We start from the raw sequence: 20,430 nt of genomic DNA, 5'->3' as shown, positions 1-20,430 counted from the left end.
GCGCTGTCACTGGGTGATGGTGGGCGGCTCGGTCAGGAACGGGCGCAGCTCCAGCCACTCGTGGATCGGCTCGCCGTCCTTGCCCGGTGCGGCCGACAGCTCCCCGGCCAGCTCGACGGCCCGCTCGTAGCTGTCGACGTCGATCACCATCCAGCCGGCGATGAGGTCCTTGGTCTCGGCGAACGGGCCGTCGGTGACCGGCGGGCGCCCCTCACCGTCGTAGCGGACCCATGTCCCCTCGGGGGCCAGTGCCTGGCCGTCGACGAACTCGCCGGTCTCCTGGAGCCGGGCCGCGAAGTCGTTCATGTACTGCACGTGCGCCGTGATCTCCTCCGGCTTCCACTGGTCCATCGGCACGCAGTTGACCGCTTCCGGGGCGCCTCGGTAGTGCTTGAGCAGCAGGTACTTGGCCATGGCGGTTCTCTCCTCGGTGCTGGTGCGACCCATCTTGGCCGCTTCACACCCAGGACGGAGCAGGTCGGCGGTTCTCGACATGCTCGCCGGGATTTTTTCGGGAGTTCTTCCGCCGCACCCAGGAGGCGGGACAGGGCTCGGTCCGTATTACTCATATGGATATATGGTTGCGCAAAGTGGCAAGCGTGCCGTGGGGCTCTCAAGTAAGAGGGGACGGCAGGCGCCCTCGGTACGTTGACCCTCTGACAACCGGCACCTTGCCCCCTCTACCGAGAAGGACGACCCACGCATGATCACGTTGACGAAGGACGACGGCCCCGCGGACCTGGACGGAGTGACGCACCTGTCCATCGGTGTGTCCTGGGACCCCACTGCCGGTACCAGCGGCGGGGTGGTCGGCAAGCTCCGCCGGAAGAAGGGCACCGACCTCGATCTGATCGCCATAGCCATGAACGGCGGCGACCCGGTGCGGCTGGCGGGCCTCGACTCCCTCGACCCGCTGGGCAACGGCTCCCTGGTGCACAGCGGCGACAACCAGACCGGGCACGGGGATGGTGACGACGAGACGGTGACGGTCGACTTCGCCCAGATCCCGAGCGTCATCACCTCGATCGTCTTCGTGGCCGCCGCCTTCAAGAAAACCAGTTCCTTCCAGAAGGCGCGCAACGTCAGCTTCAAGGTGTACGACGCGACCGGGGGCAGCTCGCAGCAGGTAGCCGACATCTGGCCCAGCCTGCTCACCCAGGACAACGGCTGTGCCGTGGCCAAGGCCATACGGGCGGGCGGCGGTTGGAAGCTCCAAGTGATCAATGAGACGGGCAAGATCAAGCAGGGCGACGAGTACGCCCTGATGCGTTTCGCGGCCAGCAAGTAGCACGTAGACCGAGCAGAAGAGGCGAGGTCTTCGAGGGTCCGGGGGCCGACCTCCGTCCGTAGGCGAGTCGGCCTCCGCCCGTAAGGGAGTCGGCCCCCGGGTAATCGGAGCCGACTCCGCAGCCCACCCGTCGCGCGTGTCTCCGCCCGATATACGACGAAAAACGCAGATGTGAACCGTAGGCTCGTGTTCGGGCGAGCGAGAGTGTGACGACGATGAGACCTGTCCTTGCACGGGGTGGCTGGCGCCTGGCAGGGCAGCTGCTGCTGTTCCAGGTCGGGGTGCTGGTGCTCGTCGTCGGTATCGGCGCGGCGGTGAGTATCGGGTTCTCGCTGCGGGCGGCCAACGCGGAGAGCCGCAACAAGATGCTGGCGATCAGCCGGACGCTCGCGCAGACCCCCGGCGTGATCAGCGCGGTGCAGTCCTCCGATCCCACGCGCAGGCTGCAACCTGTGGCCAAGGCTGTGCAGCGGGACACCGGAGCCAGCTTCGTGGTCTTCATGAGCCCGGCCGGAATCCGCTTCACGCACCCCAACCCGGACCGGATCGGGGAACACTTCGTCGGCACCATCGCACCGGCGCAGCGCGGGAAGGCGCTCACCGAGACCTACCGCGGCACCCTCGGCCAGTCCGTACGCGCCGTGGTGCCCATCAAGGACGACGGCCGGGTGGTGGGTCTGGTCTCGGTCGGGGTCCTGCTCCGGCAGATCAGCACGGAGGCGTCGCGGCAGATCCCGGTGTTGGTCGGGCTGGCGGTGTTGGCGCTGGCGGTGGGCACCATCGGCTCGGTGCTGCTGGCGCGCCGGGTACGGCGTCAGACATTGGGTCTGGACCCGGCCGAGATCGCACGCCATTACCAGCACCACGACGCGGTGCTGCACGCGGTACGCGAAGGCATCCTGCTGGTGGACGGCGACCGGCGGCTGACGCTGGCCAACGACGAAGCCCGTCGCCTGCTGGAGCTGCCGCCGGACGCCGAGGGCCGGGGCGTGGACGAACTCGGCCTGCCCCCGCGCAGCGCCGTGCTGCTGGCCTCGAGGCGCGAGGCCACCGACGAGATGCTCACCGTCGGCGACCGGCTGCTCGCCGTCAACCTACGCCGCACCGACGGATACGGCGTACCGGGCGGCATCGTGGCGACCCTGCGCGACTCCACCGAGCTCCGCGCACTGACCGGCAAGGCGGAGACGGCGCGCAGACAGCTGAAGCTGCTCTACGACGCAGCCTCCGAGATCGCGACCACCTTGGATGTGACCCGGACGGCGGAGGAGGTGGTGCGGGTCGTGGTGCCGCGGCTCGCCGACTTCGCCAGCGTCGACCTGGCCGAACCCGTGCTGCGGGGCGAGGAGCCGGCGCCGGCTCACGGCCTGGTGCCGGTGCGACGGGTCGCGGTGCACGGCATCCGTGACGACCACCCCCTCATCTCACCGGGCACCGCTCTGACGCTGCCGCCCGCCACCCCGCAGGCCGCCGTGCTGGGTGGGGCGCCGGGCGTCCTGATGGCGGATCTGCGCACAGCCTCCAGGTCGTGGATGGCGGTGGACCAGGAACAGGCGCAGCGAGTCGTCGAGTACGGCATCCACTCCCTGATCCTCGTCCCGCTGCGCGCCCGCGGGGTGCTGCTGGGCATGGTCAACTTCTGGCGCGGCAGCGGCTCGGAACCGTTCGGGGAAGAGGACCTCTTCCTCGCCCAGGAAGTCGTCGCCCGGGCGGCCCTGGGGGTGGACAACGCCCGCCGCTACACCCGTGAGCACGCCACCGCGATGACGCTCCAGGAGAACCTGCTCCCCGCCGCCCACGTGACCCACAGCGCCCTGGAGGTGGCGCACCGGTATCTCCCGGCCAAGGCCCTGGTCGGCGGCGACTGGTTCGACGTGCTGCCGTTGACCGGCTTCCGTGTCGCGCTGGTGGTGGGGGACGTGGTGGGCCACGGGCTGCAGGCCGCGGCAACCATGGGACGCCTGCGCGCGGCCATCCACACCCTCTCCGACCTCGATCTGCCCCCCGACGAGCTGCTCGCCCGGGTGGACGAGTTGGTCACCCGCATCGACCAGGAGGAGGCGGGACCCGCGAGGACCCCCGTCGCCGGGGCCACCTGTCTGTACGCCGTCTACGACCCGGTCGGCGGCTGCTGCACGGTGGCCCGCGCCGGGCATCTGCCGCCCGCGCTGGTCACCCCGGACGGCGAGGTGGAGTTCCTGGAGCTGCCTCCTGGCCCGCCGCTGGGGGTGGGCGGCATGCGCTTCGAGGCCGTCGAGCGGCGGCTCCCCGAGGGCAGCAGACTGGTGCTGTACACCAACGGTCTGGTCGAGGACCGCAGCCGGGACGTCGACGTCGGCATCGAGCTGCTGGGCCAGGCGCTGGCCGGCAGCAGCCCGGGCCCCGAACAGACCTGCACCGAGGTGCTGAGGACGGTCCTTCCCGAGCACCCCGCCGACGACGTGGCCCTGCTGGTGGCCCGTACCCGGATCTTCGGCGCCGACCAGGTCGCACAGTGGGACGTCGAGCCCGATCCGACCTCGGTCGGACGGATGCGTACCGCGGCCACCGGGCAACTCACGCAGTGGGGGCTGGAGGAGACGGCGTTCACCACCGAACTGCTGCTGAGCGAACTGCTCACCAACGCCATCCGCTACGGCACCCCGCCCATCCGCGTCCGGCTGATCCGCAACGAGAGCCTCTTCTGCGAGGTCTGGGACCACAGCAGCACCTCACCCCACCTGCGGTACGCGGCCGAGACGGACGAGGGCGGCCGCGGCCTCTTCCTCGTCGCTCAACTCGCCGAACGCTGGGGCACCCGCTACACCCCCACCGGCAAAATCATCTGGGCCGAGCAAGCCCTCACTTGACTGGGAGTCAAGGGGTCGGCAATCACACGTACAACAGATGCCCGAAGTCGGCCAGCACCTCGCGCGCCCCGGGCACGTCCTCGTACTCCTTCAGCCGGTGCAGAACGTTCCGGGCCCGCTGAGCTGTGCGCTCCGAGGAGAGATCCTGGCAGCCCGCCGGGCCGTCAGCTGTCCGGCAGTGCCGAGCCGCTCAGCCAGGCCGGGAGGGGCCGGTAGACCGTCAGCGCAGTGGCGGGTTTGTCGATGAGCAGGGCCGGTGGCGAGGGCGCCGTCTCGCCGTCGTAGGAGCACAGCGTGCCCTCGGGGATGCCGGCCAGGTGCAGTCGGCGCCCGCGTGCGGCGGCGTGTACGGGGGAGCGGTGCAGTACGCCGGCGAGGGCCGAGGCGATCAGCCGGGTGCGGGCCCAGCGCCCGGCCCGGATGAGGTGGATGTCCAGCATGCCGTCGGAGAGGTTGAAGCGCCGCGCTCCGCCCGGCCCGCCGCCGACGGTGTGGTACGAGCAGTTGCCGACGAACAGCAGCCACAGCGACCGCTGCCGCCCGTTGACCCGCACCTCGAACGGGCGCGAATGGCGCAGCACATGGACCGCAGCGATCAGTCCGGCCGCCCACGGCCCGATCCGGTTGCGCCAGCGGTCCCGCACCTCCACCAGGTCGCCGTACGCACCCAGGCTGAAGGTGTTGACGAAGCAGTCCGGCTCCGGTGCGGCGGCCGACGGCCCCGTCTGCCCCGTCTGCGGCGTCTGCGGCGTCTGCGGTGTCTGCGGGCGTCCCGGGCCGTGGCGCGGCGTGAAGCGGGCCACGTCCACCGCGATGGCGTGCCCGGAGGTGATGGCGTCGGCCAGGTCGGCCGAGCGGCCGATGCCCAGGTCGAGGGCGAGGTGGTTGTACGTGCCGCCGGGCAGCACGGCGAGTGGCACGCCGTGGCGCAGTGCGGCCCGGGCCGCCGCGTTCACCGTGCCGTCACCGCCGTACACGCCCAGCGCGCCGCCCTCCTCGGCCGCACGCCGCGCCTCCTGATCGAGCAGCTGCGCCAGCTGTGCCGCGTCCGGGTCCCAGTGCACCACCCGGGCGGCGGGCAGCACCTCGCCGATCTCGCGTACGAAGGCCGCCGAGCCCGCGCCCGGGTTGGCCACCACGGACAGCCCCCGCCCCTCAGGCAGCGCAGGGGCCTCCACCAGGGGTTGCGCGGGCGGAACGGCGCGCCGTGCGTCCAGCGCGGCACGCACCCCGAAGGCGGCCGCCGTACCGAGCGCGGCACCGACCAGCACGTCACTCGGGTAGTGGACGCCGGTGTAGACACGGGAGAACGCCACCGAAGCGGCCACCGGCACCACGGCAGCGCCCAGGCCGCGCGACTCCAGCGTCACCCCGGCGGCGAACGCGGCGGCCGACGCCGCGTGTCCGGAGGGGAAGGAGGTGCTGGTGGGCAGCCGTTTGAGGCGGCGTATCGCCGGTACGTCGTCCAGCACCGGGCGGGTGCGGCCGAAGGCGCCCTTGCCGACGGTGTTGACGACGGCGGAGGCCACCGCGACCGAGGCCAGCCCGCGCAGCACACCCCGCCGGGCGCGCGGGCCGCCCACCCCGGACAGCGCGACGGCCGCCGCCGTGCCCATCCACAGCTTGCTGTGGTCGGCGGTACGGCTCAGCCGGGGCAGTACGCCCTCGGCGCGCGGCCAGTGGCGCAGGGCGACGGCACGGAAGAGGTCGCGGTCCCAGGAGCCGAGGGTCCTGCTGACGGCGGCGCGTACGCCCCCCTGCGCACCGGTGCGCGGACCCCCGCGCCCTCCGCGATGGCTCTCCATCGGTCCCCCTCGCTTCCGTCTCGTCCGTCGTACGTCACAGGCGGAGTGCCCAATGCCGTACGGGACACACGGGACTCAGCGCGCGACCCGGCGGGCGCCGCGCGTGGCACACAACACATGCACCACGACGACCACCAGCATGACCGCAGCGCCCAGAGTAAGCCCCGCGAGCACGTCGGTGGGCCAGTGCACCCCGAGGTAGACGCGGCTGGCCCCGGCCAGCAGGCTGAGCACGACGGCACCGGTCCACAGCGCTGCCCGTGCCGCGCGGGAGGCGATCCGGGCGGCGAGGACGTAGGCCAGTCCGAGCAGCACGGCGGTGGCGACCACCGTGTGCCGGGAGGGGTAGCAGAAGCCGCTCTCGGAGATCTCCCACAGCCTGGCGGGCGGCCGGGCCCGGTCGGACAGCTCCTTGGCGACGGTCGCCGCCACGATGGACAGTGCGCCTACGCCGCCGACCAGCAGCAGGGGCCGCCACGACGCGTCCCGCCACGACAGCCACAGGGCCAGCAGCACAGCGCAGACGAGCAGCGGGCCGTTCGAGGCGTGCGAGACGTAGGTCAGCGGCCCGTCCAGCGCTGCCTGCCGGTGCTGTACCGCCGCGTTCAGCACCGGCCGGTCGACGAAGCCCGCGCCGGTCACGCACACCGCGAAGGAGATGACGGCGAACAGCAGCAGGCTGGCCAGTAGAGCCGCTCCCCACGGCAGTGCCCCCGTCCGTGCGGACCGCTCCAGTGGCCCGTCCGGTGCGCGCCGCGGCCGCGTCTCGCTCCCCGGGGGAACCGGCACCGGGACCGGTGCCAGGCGCTTCAGCAGCCGCCTGGGGTCGACGGGTTCGGCTGCCGCGGGGGCACCACCGGCTGCTTCGGTGCGGGCTGCTTCGGGGGCTTCGGCGGTCTGGCCGACCAGGGCTTCGGGGGTCTGTCCGACCACGGCTTCGGCGGTTTGGCCGACCACGGCTTCGGCCGGCTCCAGGGGCGACTGCCCGCTCATCGATGAGCTCCTTACGGCTGCACGAGACTCGTGCCCTCAGTAGAGCCGCGACCGGCGGGGTGTGCGAGCCGGGCGCGCCGGGCGGGTGGCGGCCAGTCGGCTGGGCCACCGTCAGCAGGCCGTGGGGAACGCCGCCGTCAGCAGGAAGCCGTTGTCCTCGGTCGGCCCCGCGTGGCAGGCGCCGCCGAGCAGCAGCGCCCGTTCGCGCAGCCCCAGCAGGCCATGGCCGCCCTCCGGATACGCCTGCGACTCGGGCGGCGCCGCGGGCGGGCCGTTGCGGACCTCGACGGTCAGTCGCTCGTCGGCCGTCCCCGCGTCGCGTATCCCCACCGTCACCAGGACTCGGGCGCCGGGCGCGTGCTTGCGCACGTTCGTCAGCGCCTCTTGGACCGTGCGGTACGCAGCGCGTTCGACGGCCTCCGGCAGCGCGGAGGGGAGCCCCGGGTCGCGGGCCGCGTCAGGGCCCGCGTCCGGGGCCGGTTCGGGGGTCGGTTCGGGGGTCGGTTCGGGGGCCAGGTCGAGCGTCACGTCCAGCCCGCTCTGCTGGACGAGCGCGGGCAGGTCGGCCAGCCGGGGCTGCGGGGCCGGCCCGACGCCGGGACCGCCGCCGGATCGCAGGGTGCCGACCATGTGCCGCAGCTCCGTCAGCGTCTTGACGGCGAGTTCGCGCACGGTGCGCGCCAGCTCCCGGGTGCTGTCCTGGCGGCACGTCATCTGCAGGGCGCCCGCCTGCACGCTTATCAGGCTGACCTGGTGCGCCACCACGTCGTGCATCTCCCGGGCGAGCCGCGCCCGCTCGGTGCTCAACGCCCGCTCGGCCAGCAGCTCCGCCTCCCGGTGCCGGCTCTCGGTGAGTTCCCTTACGCGCTCGGCCAGTTGCCGCCTGGTGCGGGTCCAGCGTCCGAACACCACGGGTGTCACGCTCTGGACGCACGAGTCCAGCATGTCGAGGAGGTCGGAGCGGTCGGCCGACGGTGCGAAGCCGTCGAGGGGATAGGGGACGTAGTGCGCCACGGCCAGCGCCACCGCGCCCACCGCCGCGAGTGCGTTGCTGGGGCGCCGGGAGGCGAGCGAGTAGAGGGCGATCATCGGCGCGAACCATATGTAGCCGATGTACATCCCCAGCAGCGTCACCACGAGTGCGAGGACCGGCAGGCGGCGCCGCACCAGCAGCGCGAGCGCCGCCGCGACCGAGACGGCCAGCTCCAGGCCGGGGCTGACGCCGTTGACCAGGAACGCGTCGGTGAGACCGAGCGCCACCGGGAGGACGAGGGCGAGCACCCGCCGACGGAGCGCGGCGGTGCCCGGCAGCCGGCGGTACGCCGGGGCCGGGTCGGTCGTGGGGCTCACGGGGCGGTGTCGGGGGAGTGGCAGCGCCGCACCAGCCCGGCCCGGTCGGCGACGACGGCCGCCTGTACCCGGTTGAGGCCGCCCAGCTTCGCCAGCAGCGCGCTGACGTGGTCCTTGACCGTGCCGTGCGCCAGGCGCAGCCGGCCCGCGATATCCACGTTGGACAGCCCCTCGCCGACCAGGGCGAGCACCTGCCGCTCGCGGTCGGTCAGCGAGGCGACCCGGCGCTCGGCGTCCCCGTCCGGCCTGCCGCCCAGATAGCCGCCGATCACGGTGGGCGTCACGCCGGGCGCCAGCACCCGGCCGCCGTCCGCCAGCACCCGTACGGCGTGCACAAGTTGATCCGGAGCGGTGTCCTTGAGGAGGAAGCCCGCGGCGCCCGCGTGCAGCGCGGCGCCCAGATACTCCTCCGCGTCGAACGTCGTCAGCATCGCGGTGCGCGGCGCGTCCGGCACCGAGCTCAGCTCGCGCAGCACGGTCAGCCCGTCCACATCCGGCATCCGGATGTCCAGGAGCAGCACGTCCGGCCGGTGCGCCCGTACGGTGTCGACGGCTGCGCCGCCCCCGCAGTCGGCGACCACCTCGATGTCCGGTGCCGTCCCCAGGATCAGCCGCAGCCCTGAGCGCACCAGCTCCTCGTCGTCCACGACCACGACTCGGATCACCGTCGCGCTCCTTGCCTGCTGTGCCTGCTGCTCCCTCCCGGACCAACTCCTCCCGCCCCTCCGGAGAGGCTACGGCAGTGTGGGCGGCGGGCCGCTGCGACCTGGAGAGGAGATCGCGTCCGGGGCCACCCCGCCGGTCGGCGGGGGCGTCACTCCTTGGTCGCGAGACCGATCACATGGGCGAGGGGCGGCATGAAGGCGACGGGTGCGAAGCCGAACCGGTCGGATCGGTCCACCGTGAATCCGGCCGACCGGATCGTCGCCACGGTGTCCCGGTTGGGGTGGCAGCCGCCGCCCGCCAGTGCCCACAGCGGCGTGATGGCGTCCTGCAGCAGTCCGCCGAGCCGGCGCAGTGACCGTACGTGCTCGTAGAAGCGGAGTTGCCCGCCTGGGCGCAGCACCCGGGCCGCTTCCGCGAGGGCGGCCTCCGGCTCTGAGACGCTGCACAGCACGAGGGAGAAGACGACGGCGTCCAACGTCCCGTCCCCGGCGGGCAGCTCACCGGCCTGTCCTGCGACGACCGTGACCGGCACCCGCGCTTCGGCGGCCGCCCGCCGCGCTGCGGCCCGCAGGGTGTCCTCGGGTTCGAGGGCGACGAGGTCGGTGACCGTCCTCGGGTAGTGCGCGAAGTTGCGCCCCTGACCGGCACCTACTTCCAGGACCCGCCCGCTCACCCCTTCGAGCAGCTGCCGCCGGTGCGCGGTGCCACCGCGGCGGTCCATCTCGGCCGCGATGCCGAGGTACTGGCGGGCGAAGCGCGGGTGCTGCAGTTCCCGCCGGCCGGGCGGTGCGGTGTCGGGGTCCATGGGCCGCCTCCTGAGCGCGTCGGTGTACGCCTGCGTACGTCGGTGCGTCCGCGTACGTCGGTCCTTGGCGTACGCGGGGGCGCGGGGCGCGGGGCGCCGTCCGGCTCTCCCGCGGCTACGTAGTCGAGCACCGGCGCGCGCCCCGGGCAAGGACGGCGTTCCATCTCCCGTGTCCCGGGTTCCGTATCCCGTGCTCGTGCCCGTGCCCGTATCCCGGGTCCCGGGCACGGTGTCCTGACCGCGGGCCGGGACGGTGGGTCGGTCCGCGGTCAGGTGACTGCCGCGCTGCGGCGTTCGATCAGGACGACATCGCGCCAGCGGTCGTGGTGGCGGCCGATACGCTCGCGGACGCCGATGGTCCTGAATCCGGCGCGCCGGTGGACGGCGAGGCTGGCGGTGTTCTCGGGGAAGACGCCGGACTGGATGGTCCAGATCCCGGCCGCCTCCGTGGAGTCGATGAGGGCTGCCAGCAGGGCGGCGGCGGTGCCGCGCCCGCGGGCGCGCGGGTGGACGTAGACGGAGTGCTCGACCACCCCCGCGTAGGCGCACCGGTCGGAGACCCGGGACGCCGCGATCCAGCCGGTCACCGTCCGGTCTTCGTCCAGCGCCACGAAGCGGTGCTCGGGCAGCTTGGCGGCGTCGAAGGACTCCCAGCTCGGTGCCTCGGTCTCGAAGGTGGCGTTCCCCTCGTCGATGCCTGCCTGGTAGATCGCCAGGACCTGCCCGGCGTGCTCGGGCCGCAGCGGAACGACCACCGCCTCGGTCGTTCTCGTCGCACTGGTCACGGTGCCCCCTGGCCGTCGCGTGGTGGGTGGTCGACGTGTGGTCGTGTCAGCTCGTGTGCGGTGGGGCGAGCAGGCGGCCCATGGCGGCGAGTACGGAGGGCTCCACGCGGTAGTAGACCCAGGTGCCGCGCCGCTCGGAGGTCAGCAGTCCCGCTTCCCTGAGCTTCTTGAGGTGGTGCGAGACGGTGGGCTGGGAGACGCCGACGTCGGCGATGTCGCATACGCACGCCTCGCCGCCCTCGTGGGAGGCGACGGCGGAGAACAGCCGCAGGCGCACGGGATCGCCCAGTGCCTTGAACATCGGCGCCGCGGTCTCCGCCTCCTCGACGGTGAAGGGCCGCTCGGTCAGGGGCGGGCAGCACGGCGCCACGTCCGAGCTGTCGGGCTCGGCCATCGGCAGCAGCTCGATGTTCGACATACATCTATGTTGACATACGTCGAACCAATGCGGCCAGTGTTGTGGCGCGGGCGGTCGGGCCGCCGGGTGGCGGCGGTCGGGCGGCCGCGCCACGGACGACGAGGGCCCCACCGCCGAGGCGGTGGGGCCCTCATGGACGGGAGCTCGCGCTCAGGCGAGGTCGAACCGGTCGAGGTTCATCACCTTGTCCCACGCCGCCACGAAGTCGCTGACGAACTTCTCCTTCGCGTCGTCGGAGGCGTAGACCTCGGCCAGCGCGCGCAGCTCGGAGTTCGAGCCGAAGACCAGGTCCGCGCGGGTGCCGGTCCACTTGACCGCACCGGTGGCGGCGTCGCGGCCCTCGAACGCGCTGGCGTCCTCGGCGGTCGCCTTCCACGTCGTGCCCAGGTCGAGCAGGTTGGCGAAGAAGTCGTTGGTCAGCCGGCCCGGCGTCTCGGTGAGGACACCGTGCTTCGACTTGTCGTGGTTCGCGCCCAGGACGCGCAGCCCGCCGACGAGGACCGTCATCTCCGGGGCGCTCAGCGTGAGCAGGTTCGCCTTGTCGAGCAGCAGGTATTCGCCCGGCAGCCGGTTGCCCTTGCCGATGTAGTTGCGGAACCCGTCGGCTGTCGGCTCCAGCGCGGCGAACGACTCCGCGTCGGTGTGCTCGTCACCCGCGTCGACCCGGCCGGGCGTGAACGGCACCTCGATGTCGTGGCCGGCGTCCTTGGCCGCCTTCTCGACGGCCGCGCAGCCGCCGAGCACGATCAGGTCGGCCAGCGAGACCTTCTTGCCGGAGGCGGCGGAGTTGAACTCCTGCTGGACGCCCTCCAGCGTGCGCAGCACCGTCGCCAGCTCGTCCGGGTTGTTGACCTCCCAGCCCCGCTGCGGCTCCAGGCGGATGCGGGCGCCGTTGGCCCCACCGCGCTTGTCGCTGCCGCGGAAGGTGGAGGCGGAGGCCCACGCGGTGGTGACCAGCTGCGAGACGGACAGCTCCGTCTCCAGGAGCTTGGCCTTGAGAGCCGCGATGTCCGCGGCGTCGATGACCTCGCCCTCCGCCTCGGGCAGCGGGTCCTGCCACAGCAGGGTCTCCTCGGGGACCTCCGGGCCGAGGTAGAGCGACTTGGGGCCCATGTCGCGGTGGGTGAGCTTGTACCACGCCCGGGCGAACGCGTCGGCGAATTCCTCGGGGTTCTCGTAGAAGCGGCGCGAGATCGGCTCGTACACCGGGTCGAAGCGCAGCGCGAGGTCGGTGGTGAGCATCGTCGGGCGGTGCTTCTTGTCCGGGTCGAAGGCGTCCGGGACGGTCTCCGGTGCGTCCTTGGCGACCCACTGGTTGGCGCCGGCCGGGCTCTTGGTGAGCTCGTACTCGTACTCGAACAGGTTCTTGAAGAACCCGTTGCTCCACTGCGTCGGGGTGCTGGTCCAGGTCACCTCCAAGCCGGAGGTGATGGCGTCCTTGCCGACGCCCGTGCCGTGCGTGCTCTTCCAGCCGAGGCCCAGCTGCTCCATCGGGGCCGCCTCGGGGTCCGGGCCGACGTTGTCCGCCGGGCCGGCACCGTGGGTCTTGCCGAAGGTGTGGCCGCCGGCGATGAGCGCGACGGTCTCCTCGTCGTTCATCGCCATCCGGCGGAACGTCTCCCGGATGTCGCGCGCCGCGGCGATCGGGTCAGGGTTGCCGTTGGGGCCCTCGGGGTTGACGTAGATGAGGCCCATCTGGACCGCGCCGAGCGGGTTCTCCAGCTCGCGGTCGCCGCTGTAGCGCTCGTCGCCCAGCCACTCGGTCTCGGGGCCCCAGTACACGTCCTCCTCGGGCTCCCACACGTCCTCACGGCCGCCCGCGAAGCCGAAGGGCTCGAAGCCCATCGTCTCCAGCGCGACGTTGCCGGTGAGAACCATCAGGTCGGCCCAGGAGATGTTCTGGCCGTACTTCTTCTTGACCGGCCACAGCAGGCGGCGTGCCTTGTCCAGGCTCGCGTTGTCCGGCCAGCTGTTGAGCGGCGCGAACCGCTGCTGACCGGCGCCCGCGCCACCGCGGCCGTCGCTGATGCGGTACGTACCGGCGCTGTGCCAGGCCATCCGGATCATGAGCGGGCCGTAGTGGCCGAAGTCGGCCGGCCACCAGTCCTGCGAGGTGGTCAGCACCTCGGCGATGTCCCGCTTCACGGCCGCCAGGTCGAGGGACTTGAACGCCTCGGCGTAGTCGAAGTCCTCGCCGAGCGGGTTGGCCACGGCCGGGTTCTTGGCGAGGATCTTCAGATTGAGCCGCTCCGGCCACCACTGGCGGTTTCCGCCGCCCTGGGTCGGGTGCAGGGCACGTCCGTGCGCGACCGGGCAGCTGCCCTCTGTGTCCTCCGTTTTTGCGTCTGCGACGATCGCCTCATGGTTCTCAGTCATGGGAATCCTTCCGGACTGGGCGGATCACGGTGCTCAGGAATATGCCAGCGGTGGACACAGCCGGGGCGCAGGCTCCGGCGAAGGCAATCGCCTCGCCGGCCGGATTGCGGATTCGTCGTGAACGGGCCCGCCTGCTGAACCGCCACATGTATTTCCTGCCGTGTCCTGCCCCTTGGCTGCCGCTGGAACCGATCCTACGATGGACTAAGTCCAAGTCAATACGGGAACCAGACTCGTAGGATTTTTCTCCCGCAGACGATGGTTAGGCTGGTGGTCATGAGTGACCTGCTGGAACGGCTTCGCGGACGCGGCTGGCGGATGACCGCCCAGCGCCGGGTCGTCGCCGAGGTGCTCGACGGCGAACACGTCCACCTCACCGCCGACGAGGTGTTCACCCGGGCCAGCGCCAAGCTGCCCGAGATCTCCCGCGCGACCGTCTACAACGCCCTCGGCGAACTCGTCTCGCTCGGCGAGGTGCTGGAGGTGGCCACCGACGACCGCGCCAAGCGCTACGACCCCAACGCGCACCGGCCCCACCACCACCTGCTCTGCTCGCGCTGCGGCACCATCCGTGACGTCCACCCTCTCGGCGACCCCCTGGCCGATCTGCCCGCCACCGAGCGGTTCGGCTTCACCGTCTCCGACGTCGAGGTCACCTACCGGGGCCTGTGCCCCGACTGCGCCTCCGCCTGAACCGGCCCGGCCTCGCCCGGGAGCGGGCCCCCATCGTTCATGAGGCCACCGGTTCCGGGAAGAGCGCCTCTTCCTGGACAGGGGCCGCAGGACACCTGTGGGCTCTGCGCCGGGGCCCGTCACCTGCGGCGAGTGCGCGTTTGCGGTGCGGGCAGCGCCAGGGCCAGGGCTGCGACACCCGCGCACGCGGCCGCGATGGCTGTGAACGCCGTCCGGTACGAGGCGGCCGTACTGCCCGCCGAGGCGGCCAGGCCGACCAGGACGGCGAGGCCGAGGACGCCGCCCGTCTGCCGGGTGGTGTTCATCAGCCCCGAGGCCGCTCCCGCGTCCCGCTCGGGGACGCCCGAGGTGACGGTTGCGGTGAGGGGCGTGATCAGCAGACCCATCCCGGCCGACATCACGACCGCGGGACCGAGCAGCCCGTCCAGGTAGCCGCTCTCCGCGCCGATCCGGCTCTGCCACAGAAAGCCGAGTGCCGACAGCAGCGCACTGCCCGCGATCAGATTCCGTGAGCCGGTACCGCGCATGACGGCGGGTGCCAGGCGCGCTGCCGCGATGCCGACCAGGGTGTGGGGCAGAAAGCCCACTCCGGTGGCCAGCGCGCCATAGCCCAGAAGGTCCTGCATACAGAGCGACAGGAAGTACCACATGGGGATGAAGCAGGCCCCGGCCAGCAGCATCACCGCGTTCCCCGCCCACACCGGCCGCATCCGTACCAGCCGTGGCGGCAGCAACGGGTCGGCGGCGTAGCGGACTTCGGTCACGGCGAAGGCCGCCAGCGCCACAAGTCCGAGCAGCGGTCCCGAAGCGGCGGCCGGCCCGCTCCAGCCGTGCTTCTCCACCTGGGTGACGCCGTGGACGAGCGCACCCACGCCCACCGTCGCCAGCACCGCGCCCGGCAGGTCGAGCCGCGTCCTCGGCGCGGCCTCGGGGGAGCGGTCGGGGGGCAGCAGCCGGACGGCGGCGAGTACGGCCGCCGCGCCGATGGGGACGTTGATCAGCAGAATCCACCGCCAGGACAGCGACTCGGTGAGCACCCCGCCGATCACGTTGCCCGCTGCGCCCCCTGCTGAGCTCACAGCGGTCCAGACCGCCAACGCCCGGGTGCGCGCCTGCCCTTCGGCGAACGTGGTGGTCAGCACCGTGAGTGTGGCCGGGGCCAGCACGGCGGCACCCAGCCCCTGCACGGCCCGCATCGCGACCAACAGCCCCGGAGCGGTGGCGAGTCCGCCCACGAGGCTGGAGGCGCTGAACAGCACCAGCCCCCATACGAAGACCCGGCGGCGCCCGTACAGGTCGGCCAGCCGGCCGCCCAGCAGCAGAAACCCGGCGAAGACCAGCGCGTATCCGCCGACCACCCACTGCAGCCCCGCCGCGTCGAAACCCAGCGCCGCCTTGATGGAGGGCAGCGCGACGTTCACCACGGAGACGTCGAGTACGACCATGAACTGCGCCGCGCAGGCCAGCCACAAGACGGTCGGCGCCGCCCGGCGCTGCCCCGCCGCGCCGTCCGCCGGCTGAGCGCTCGGCCGGCTGTCGGCGTCGGGGACTCCGGCGCCCTCTGCGTCGGCTGCTTCGCTGTGTCCCATGCCTCACCTGCTCTCCTGCGGCCGGTGCCGTCCTCCGATTTTTCATCGTACAGCGGTACCATGAAAATCCATCGCCGATGAATGAGACAGAGGGAGAGGAAGGAGGGGCCGTGCCGAAGCGGGTCGATCACGGGCAGCGGCGGGCGCACATCATCGAGGCGCTGGTCCGGGTGGCTGCGGCCGAGGGGCTGCACGCGGTGACGATGCGCGCCGTCGCCGCCGAGGCGGGCATGTCCCTCAACCTGGTGCAGTACTACTTCGACACCAAGGCGCAGCTGATGCACGCCGCGCTGGAACGACTGGAGCAGCAGAGTCACGCCCGCTGGTCAGCGCGCCTGGCCCGACTGCCGCAGCCGGTGACCCCGCAGGTCTTCGTCGAGACCTTCCTCGCCGAGGCCCTCCCCACCGACGAGGAAAGCCGGGCCTTCCATCTGGTGTGGACCTCGTACGCGGTCCTGGCCATGACCGACCCCGAACTGGCCGCCCAGCCCTTCGTGGAGGGGCCCAACCGCCTGGAGCGGCAACTGACCGCCGTACTCCAGCAGGCCAGGGACGAGAGCGCCGCCGACCGGTCATGGGACGCCGCGACGGAAGCCGCACATCTGCTGACCCTCGCCCATGGCCTGGGCACCAGCGTCCTGGTCGGCCAGCGGGGTGCCGAGGCCGCCACCCGCATCCTGCACGCCCACCTCGACCGCCTCTTCGACCCCGGTGAATGAACGGGCCTGGCCCGGCCCGGCCCGACCCAGGCCCGGGCAGGCTCAGAGCCTGGCCCCGAGAGGCTGAGCCGGCCCGACCCAGGCCCGGAAGGCTCAGACGGCAGCGTCGCGCGGGAGGCGCTCCCGCAGCGTGGCCGCGAACTCCTCGGCGCGTGCCAGCTGGGTCCGCAGATCCGCCACCCGCCGCTGCGCGGCCGCTTCGAAACCCCGGATGCGCTCCAGCAGTTCCGCGCGCTCGGATGCGGACAGCTCGTCGCCGGAGTCGAGGCGGTCGGTTGCGGCGAGCAGGTCCCGCATCTCGTCCAGGCTGAAACCGAGGGGCTTCATACGGCGGATGACCATCAGCCGGGCGACATCGGCCTCGGTGTAGAGGCGGAAGCCGCCCTGGGAGCGGGCGGACGGGGTGACCAGGCCGGTCTCCTCGTAGTGCCGGATCGTGCGCAGCGACAGTTCGGTCCGCGCCGCGACCTCGCCGATCTGCATGTGCTCGCCGCCCACGCGCCCGCCTTCCTCTCCTCTACGGCCGCCACCGCTCCACGGCCGCCACCGCCGTCCCGCAGTACGGTGCGCGCCACGATCTCTACCGTAACGTTAGGGTAGAGTTGCTGAGTGCCGGGGTTCGGCCTGTGTGCCGTGGCCTCCATTGTGCGGGACATCTCCCGTGCTTCTCTGCCGTACCGGGGCCGACGACGCCCCCGGCGAATGACGAATCCGCAGGAGAGAGCGTGCGCATGCCCCTGGCGTCCGGCGCCGCCGCCTGCCCACCGTGACCGTCCGCCCCTGAGGAGCGGCCTCGCGGGCTCCGCCCCGTGAGCGGCCTCGCGGGTTCCGCCCCGTGAGCGGCCTCGCGGGTTCCGCATGTGGCCGCCGCTCTCCGGGGACGGTGCGGCCTCCGCCGCCACGGTGGCCAGCCGAGGGCCACCCGGCCGGACGTCCGCCCGGCCCTCACCCCCTCGCCTGCCCCGCATCCGCCCCCGTCCGTCCCCCTCATCAGCCCCCCATCCGCACCCCCGCACCCCCGCGCACCCGAGGCCCGAGGTCCGAGACCCGAGACCCGAGCCCCCAAGATGTGCCGGGTGTGCCCGAACGCGACAGGTACGTCACCCTCTTGTCCCTCACCTCTTCTTCCACCCCGTCCTCTGCCACCGCCCGGCTGCGCGGCCTCAAGCCCGACTGGCTGTCCGATCCCCGGGTCTGGCGCACCGAGATCCTCGGCGGACTCGTCGTGGCGCTGGCCCTGATACCCGAGGCCATCTCCTTCTCGATCATCGCCGGTGTCGACCCGGCCATCGGCCTGTTCGCCTCCTTCACGATGGCCGTGACCATCGCGATCGTCGGCGGCCGTCCGGCGATGATCTCGGCGGCGACCGGCGCCGTCGCCCTGGTGATCGCCCCGCTCAACCGCGAGCACGGGCTGGGCTATCTGATCGCCGCTGTCATCCTCGCCGGAGCGTTCCAGATCGTTCTCGGCGCCCTGGGCGTGGCCAAGCTGATGCGGTTCGTGCCGCGTTCGGTGATGGTCGGCTTCGTCAACGCGCTCGCCATCCTGATCTTCCTGGCCCAGGTGCCGGAGATGCACGACGTGCCCTGGCCCGTCTACCCGCTGATCGCGGGCGGCCTCGCCCTCATGGTGTTCTTCCCGAAGGTCACCAAGGTGATCCCGGCGCCGCTGGTCTCCATCGTCGTCCTCACGGTGATCACGGTCGCCGCCGGGATCGCGGTGCCGACCGTCGGCGACAAGGGCGAGCTGCCCTCGTCCCTCCCCGTCCCCGGCCTCCCCGACGTGCCGTTCACCTTGGAGACGCTGACCACCGTCGCGCCGTACGCGCTCGCCATGGCGCTCGTCGGTCTGATGGAGTCCCTGATGACCGCGAAGCTCGTCGACGACATCACCGACACCCGCTCGTCCAAGACCCGCGAGTCCATCGGCCAGGGCGTCGCCAACATCGTCACCGGGTTCTTCGGCGGCATGGGCGGCTGCGCCATGATCGGTCAGACGATGATCAACGTACGGGTGTCCGGCGCCCGCACCCGGCTGTCCACCTTCCTGGCCGGCGCGTTCCTCATGGCGTTGTGCATCGTCTTCGGCCCGGTCGTCTCCGACATCCCGATGGCAGCGCTGGTTGCCGTGATGGTGATGGTGTCGTTCGCGACGTTCGACTGGCACTCCGTCGCGCCCAAGACCCTGCGGCGGATGCCCGCCGGGGAGATCACGGTCATGGTCGTCACCGTCGCGGTCGTGGTCGCCACCCACAACCTCGCCATCGGCGTGGTCGTCGGCACCCTCACCGCCGTGGTCGTCTTCGCCAAACGCGTCGCCCACCTCGCTGAGGTCACCTCGGTGACCGATCCCGACGGCAGCAGTGTGGTCTACTCCGTCACCGGTGAACTCTTCTTCGCGTCCTCCAACGACCTTGTGACCCAGTTCGATTACGCGGGTGACCCGGACAGGGTCGTCATCGACCTGACCGCGGCCCACATCTGGGACGCCTCCTCCGTCGCCGCCCTCGACGCGATCGAGACCAAGTACGCCCAGCGCGGCAAGACCGTCGAGATCACCGGTCTCAACCAGCCCAGCGCCCAGATCCACCGGAAGCTCAGCGGTGAGCTGACCGTCGGCAACTGACCGTCGGCAACTGGCCGCCACCGTCCGCCACTTGCTCGAAGTGCGGTCGGTGGTGGCTGCCGTCGATCCGGGGTGTCGGAGGCGAAACCTTCCGGCTCAAGGCGGCGTCCTGGCCACTGTGGGCGTGATCAACTGACCCGGCGCTCAGCGCGCGAGCCCGGACGCGAGGACACGCCAAGGCACACCTGAAGGGCTGCTCTCCGCCCTTGCAGGCCCATCCAAGGATCTCCCGAACGGCCAGGAGGCTCACCGTGACGCACGCGCCCCGCCACGACCCCGATCAGGACCGGGACCAGGTGCACGACCCGCTCGACGACGCGTTCCGCGACCCGCTCCGCGACGGGGTCCACGACCAGACCCCCGACCCACTCCATGACCAGGTCCCCGACCTGGTCCACGGCCACGGCCACGACCGGCGAGCGGCCGCTGTCTCCAGGCGCGGGCTGGGGCGGATCGCCGCCCTCGCCCTCGCCGCCGGCGCCGGCTCGCTGCCTCTGCTCTCGTCGAGCGCGGCTGCGGCCACTACAGGACGGCCGATCGGACGAGGCGCGGCCCGAGAGGGCGGGCAGGTTCACTACGACCGTGCCCGCCGGCTGGCCGGGGACGACAACGTGCTGCGCACCCTCGTCAAGGCGCTGACGCCCGGCGCCACCGTTCCCCGCCCGCCCGCGCCGGAGCCGCTGAAGCTCTTCGACAACCTGGCCATGTTCAGCGTGGGCTGGGTCTCCGCCATGGCGATACTGACCGACGACGGCATCGTCCTGCTCGACGCGCTCACCTCCGCGCAGGAGGCCGAGACCGTGCTCGTCCCCGGCCTGCGCTCGCTGGGAGCCGATCACGCGGCGATCAAGTACATCGTCGTCACCCATGGCCACGACGACCACTACGGCGGCGCGCGGTACCTCGCCGAGCAGTACGGAACGCGCGTACTGATGGCACCGGCCGACTGGGACCTCGTCGCCCGCAAGGACCCGGAGCACGCCCCGGCGCGGGACCTGGACATCAGGGACGGACAACGGCTCACGCTCGGCGGCACGACGATCCGGCTGCACCACACCCCGGGGCACACCCCGGGCACCGTCTCCCCGATCTTCCCGGTGTGGTCGGGCCGCGAGCGCCGTACGGCCATGCTGTGGGGCGGCCTCAACCCCCCGTCCGACCCCTCCGACCTGCGCACCTATCTGGCCTCGATCCGCTCCTTCCGGGCCCGGATGTGGCAGGCGGACGTGGAGGTCGAACTGTCCAACCACCCCAACGACAACGGCCTCGAACGTGCCGAGCAGCTACGGAACAATCCGGACGGACCGAACCCGTTCGTGCTGGGCCGCCCGCGAACCCAGCGGTTCATGATGGTGATGCACCACATGCTGCGCGGAAGGCTCGCCGACGCGGAAGCGTCGAGCGACACCGCGCACGCACACGGAACCGGCCTCCGGGCGGAGTGACGTACTCCCCCCGCCGAACAACC

17 protein-coding genes are annotated in these 20,430 nt (G+C 72.0%); 6 read left to right on the top strand and 11 right to left on the bottom strand.

The features are described 5' to 3' along the window. Nucleotides 1-6: 6 nt before the first annotated feature. A complete protein-coding gene (locus JW592_RS29205) occupies nt 7-414 on the bottom strand; it encodes a YciI family protein (protein WP_209268295.1) in 408 nt (135 codons plus the stop codon). A gap of 289 nt (nt 415-703) precedes the next feature. Here JW592_RS29205 and JW592_RS29200 point away from each other — a divergent pair, with 289 nt between their 5' ends. Beyond that, nucleotides 704-1,288, top strand: a complete 585-nt coding sequence (locus JW592_RS29200; RefSeq protein WP_209268260.1) for a TerD family protein — start codon at nt 704-706, stop codon at nt 1,286-1,288. Nucleotides 1,289-1,503: 215 nt separating this feature from the next. Then, a complete protein-coding gene (locus JW592_RS29195) occupies nt 1,504-4,137 on the top strand; it encodes a SpoIIE family protein phosphatase (protein ID WP_209268259.1) in 2,634 nt (877 codons plus the stop codon). 164 nt (nt 4,138-4,301) lie between these two features. Here JW592_RS29195 and JW592_RS29190 read toward each other — a convergent pair whose 3' ends face one another. The 8 genes from JW592_RS29190 to katG all read right to left on the bottom strand — a co-directional run bounded on the left by JW592_RS29190 (nt 4,302) and on the right by katG (nt 13,335). Then, on the bottom strand, nt 4,302-5,942 hold the full coding sequence (locus JW592_RS29190; RefSeq protein ID WP_209268258.1) for a bifunctional phosphatase PAP2/diacylglycerol kinase family protein: 1,641 nt from the start codon (nt 5,940-5,942) through the stop codon (nt 4,302-4,304). 75 nt (nt 5,943-6,017) lie between these two features. Then, nucleotides 6,018-6,935: a phosphatase PAP2 family protein gene (locus JW592_RS29185; protein WP_209268257.1), complete on the bottom strand. Its 918-nt coding sequence runs from the start codon at nt 6,933-6,935 to the stop codon at nt 6,018-6,020. A 111-nt stretch (nt 6,936-7,046) separates the two neighbouring features. Next, on the bottom strand, nt 7,047-8,285 hold the full coding sequence (locus JW592_RS29180) for a sensor histidine kinase (RefSeq protein WP_209268256.1): 1,239 nt from the start codon (nt 8,283-8,285) through the stop codon (nt 7,047-7,049). After that, entirely contained in the window at nt 8,282-8,950 is a 669-nt protein-coding gene (locus JW592_RS29175; RefSeq protein WP_209268255.1) for a response regulator, read from the bottom strand. The genes JW592_RS29180 and JW592_RS29175 overlap by 4 nt, the downstream gene beginning before the upstream one ends. A gap of 149 nt (nt 8,951-9,099) precedes the next feature. Next, the gene (locus JW592_RS29170) at nt 9,100-9,756 is read right to left on the bottom strand and encodes a class I SAM-dependent methyltransferase (RefSeq protein WP_209268254.1); all 657 of its coding nucleotides are present in this window, start codon (nt 9,754-9,756) and stop codon (nt 9,100-9,102) included. A gap of 269 nt (nt 9,757-10,025) precedes the next feature. Continuing rightward, nucleotides 10,026-10,541: a GNAT family N-acetyltransferase gene (locus tag JW592_RS29165; RefSeq protein ID WP_307805591.1), complete on the bottom strand. Its 516-nt coding sequence runs from the start codon at nt 10,539-10,541 to the stop codon at nt 10,026-10,028. Between the two features lie 46 nt (nt 10,542-10,587). Further along, a complete protein-coding gene (locus JW592_RS29160) occupies nt 10,588-10,959 on the bottom strand; it encodes an ArsR/SmtB family transcription factor (protein WP_209268253.1) in 372 nt (123 codons plus the stop codon). A gap of 150 nt (nt 10,960-11,109) precedes the next feature. Continuing rightward, the gene (katG, locus tag JW592_RS29155; protein WP_209268252.1) at nt 11,110-13,335 is read right to left on the bottom strand and encodes a catalase/peroxidase HPI; all 2,226 of its coding nucleotides are present in this window, start codon (nt 13,333-13,335) and stop codon (nt 11,110-11,112) included. 276 nt (nt 13,336-13,611) lie between these two features. On the opposite strand from katG, the gene JW592_RS29150 reads away from it, so the two are divergent. Next, nucleotides 13,612-14,028 carry a Fur family transcriptional regulator gene (locus JW592_RS29150; RefSeq protein ID WP_209268251.1) on the top strand — a complete coding sequence of 139 codons (417 nt, stop codon included), beginning with the start codon at nt 13,612-13,614 and terminating at the stop codon, nt 14,026-14,028. A 119-nt stretch (nt 14,029-14,147) separates the two neighbouring features. On the opposite strand, the gene JW592_RS29145 is transcribed toward JW592_RS29150, so the two are convergent. Next, nucleotides 14,148-15,617, bottom strand: coding sequence for an MFS transporter (locus JW592_RS29145; protein WP_209268250.1), 1,470 nt, complete (start codon nt 15,615-15,617; stop codon nt 14,148-14,150). 110 nt (nt 15,618-15,727) lie between these two features. Here JW592_RS29145 and JW592_RS29140 point away from each other — a divergent pair, with 110 nt between their 5' ends. Continuing rightward, nucleotides 15,728-16,336 (top strand): TetR/AcrR family transcriptional regulator, encoded by a 609-nt coding sequence (locus tag JW592_RS29140; protein WP_209268249.1) that lies wholly within the window; start codon nt 15,728-15,730, stop codon nt 16,334-16,336. A gap of 93 nt (nt 16,337-16,429) precedes the next feature. On the opposite strand, the gene JW592_RS29135 is transcribed toward JW592_RS29140, so the two are convergent. Next, complete coding sequence (locus JW592_RS29135) at nt 16,430-16,834, bottom strand: MerR family transcriptional regulator (protein ID WP_209268248.1); 405 nt, start codon at nt 16,832-16,834, stop codon at nt 16,430-16,432. A gap of 610 nt (nt 16,835-17,444) precedes the next feature. Between JW592_RS29135 and JW592_RS29130 the strand changes: the two genes are divergently transcribed. Then, the gene (locus JW592_RS29130; protein ID WP_209268293.1) at nt 17,445-18,962 is read left to right on the top strand and encodes a SulP family inorganic anion transporter; all 1,518 of its coding nucleotides are present in this window, start codon (nt 17,445-17,447) and stop codon (nt 18,960-18,962) included. Nucleotides 18,963-19,213: 251 nt separating this feature from the next. Next, entirely contained in the window at nt 19,214-20,407 is a 1,194-nt protein-coding gene (locus JW592_RS29125; protein ID WP_307805590.1) for an MBL fold metallo-hydrolase, read from the top strand. Nucleotides 20,408-20,430: the final 23 nt, after the last annotated feature.

Origin of the sequence: Streptomyces spirodelae (genome assembly GCF_017676385.1) — a bacterium.
Classification (GTDB): domain Bacteria; phylum Actinomycetota; class Actinomycetes; order Streptomycetales; family Streptomycetaceae; genus Streptomyces; species Streptomyces spirodelae.
Note: the sequence above shows the minus strand (reverse complement) of the source record. Positions and strands in the feature narration are given on the sequence as shown.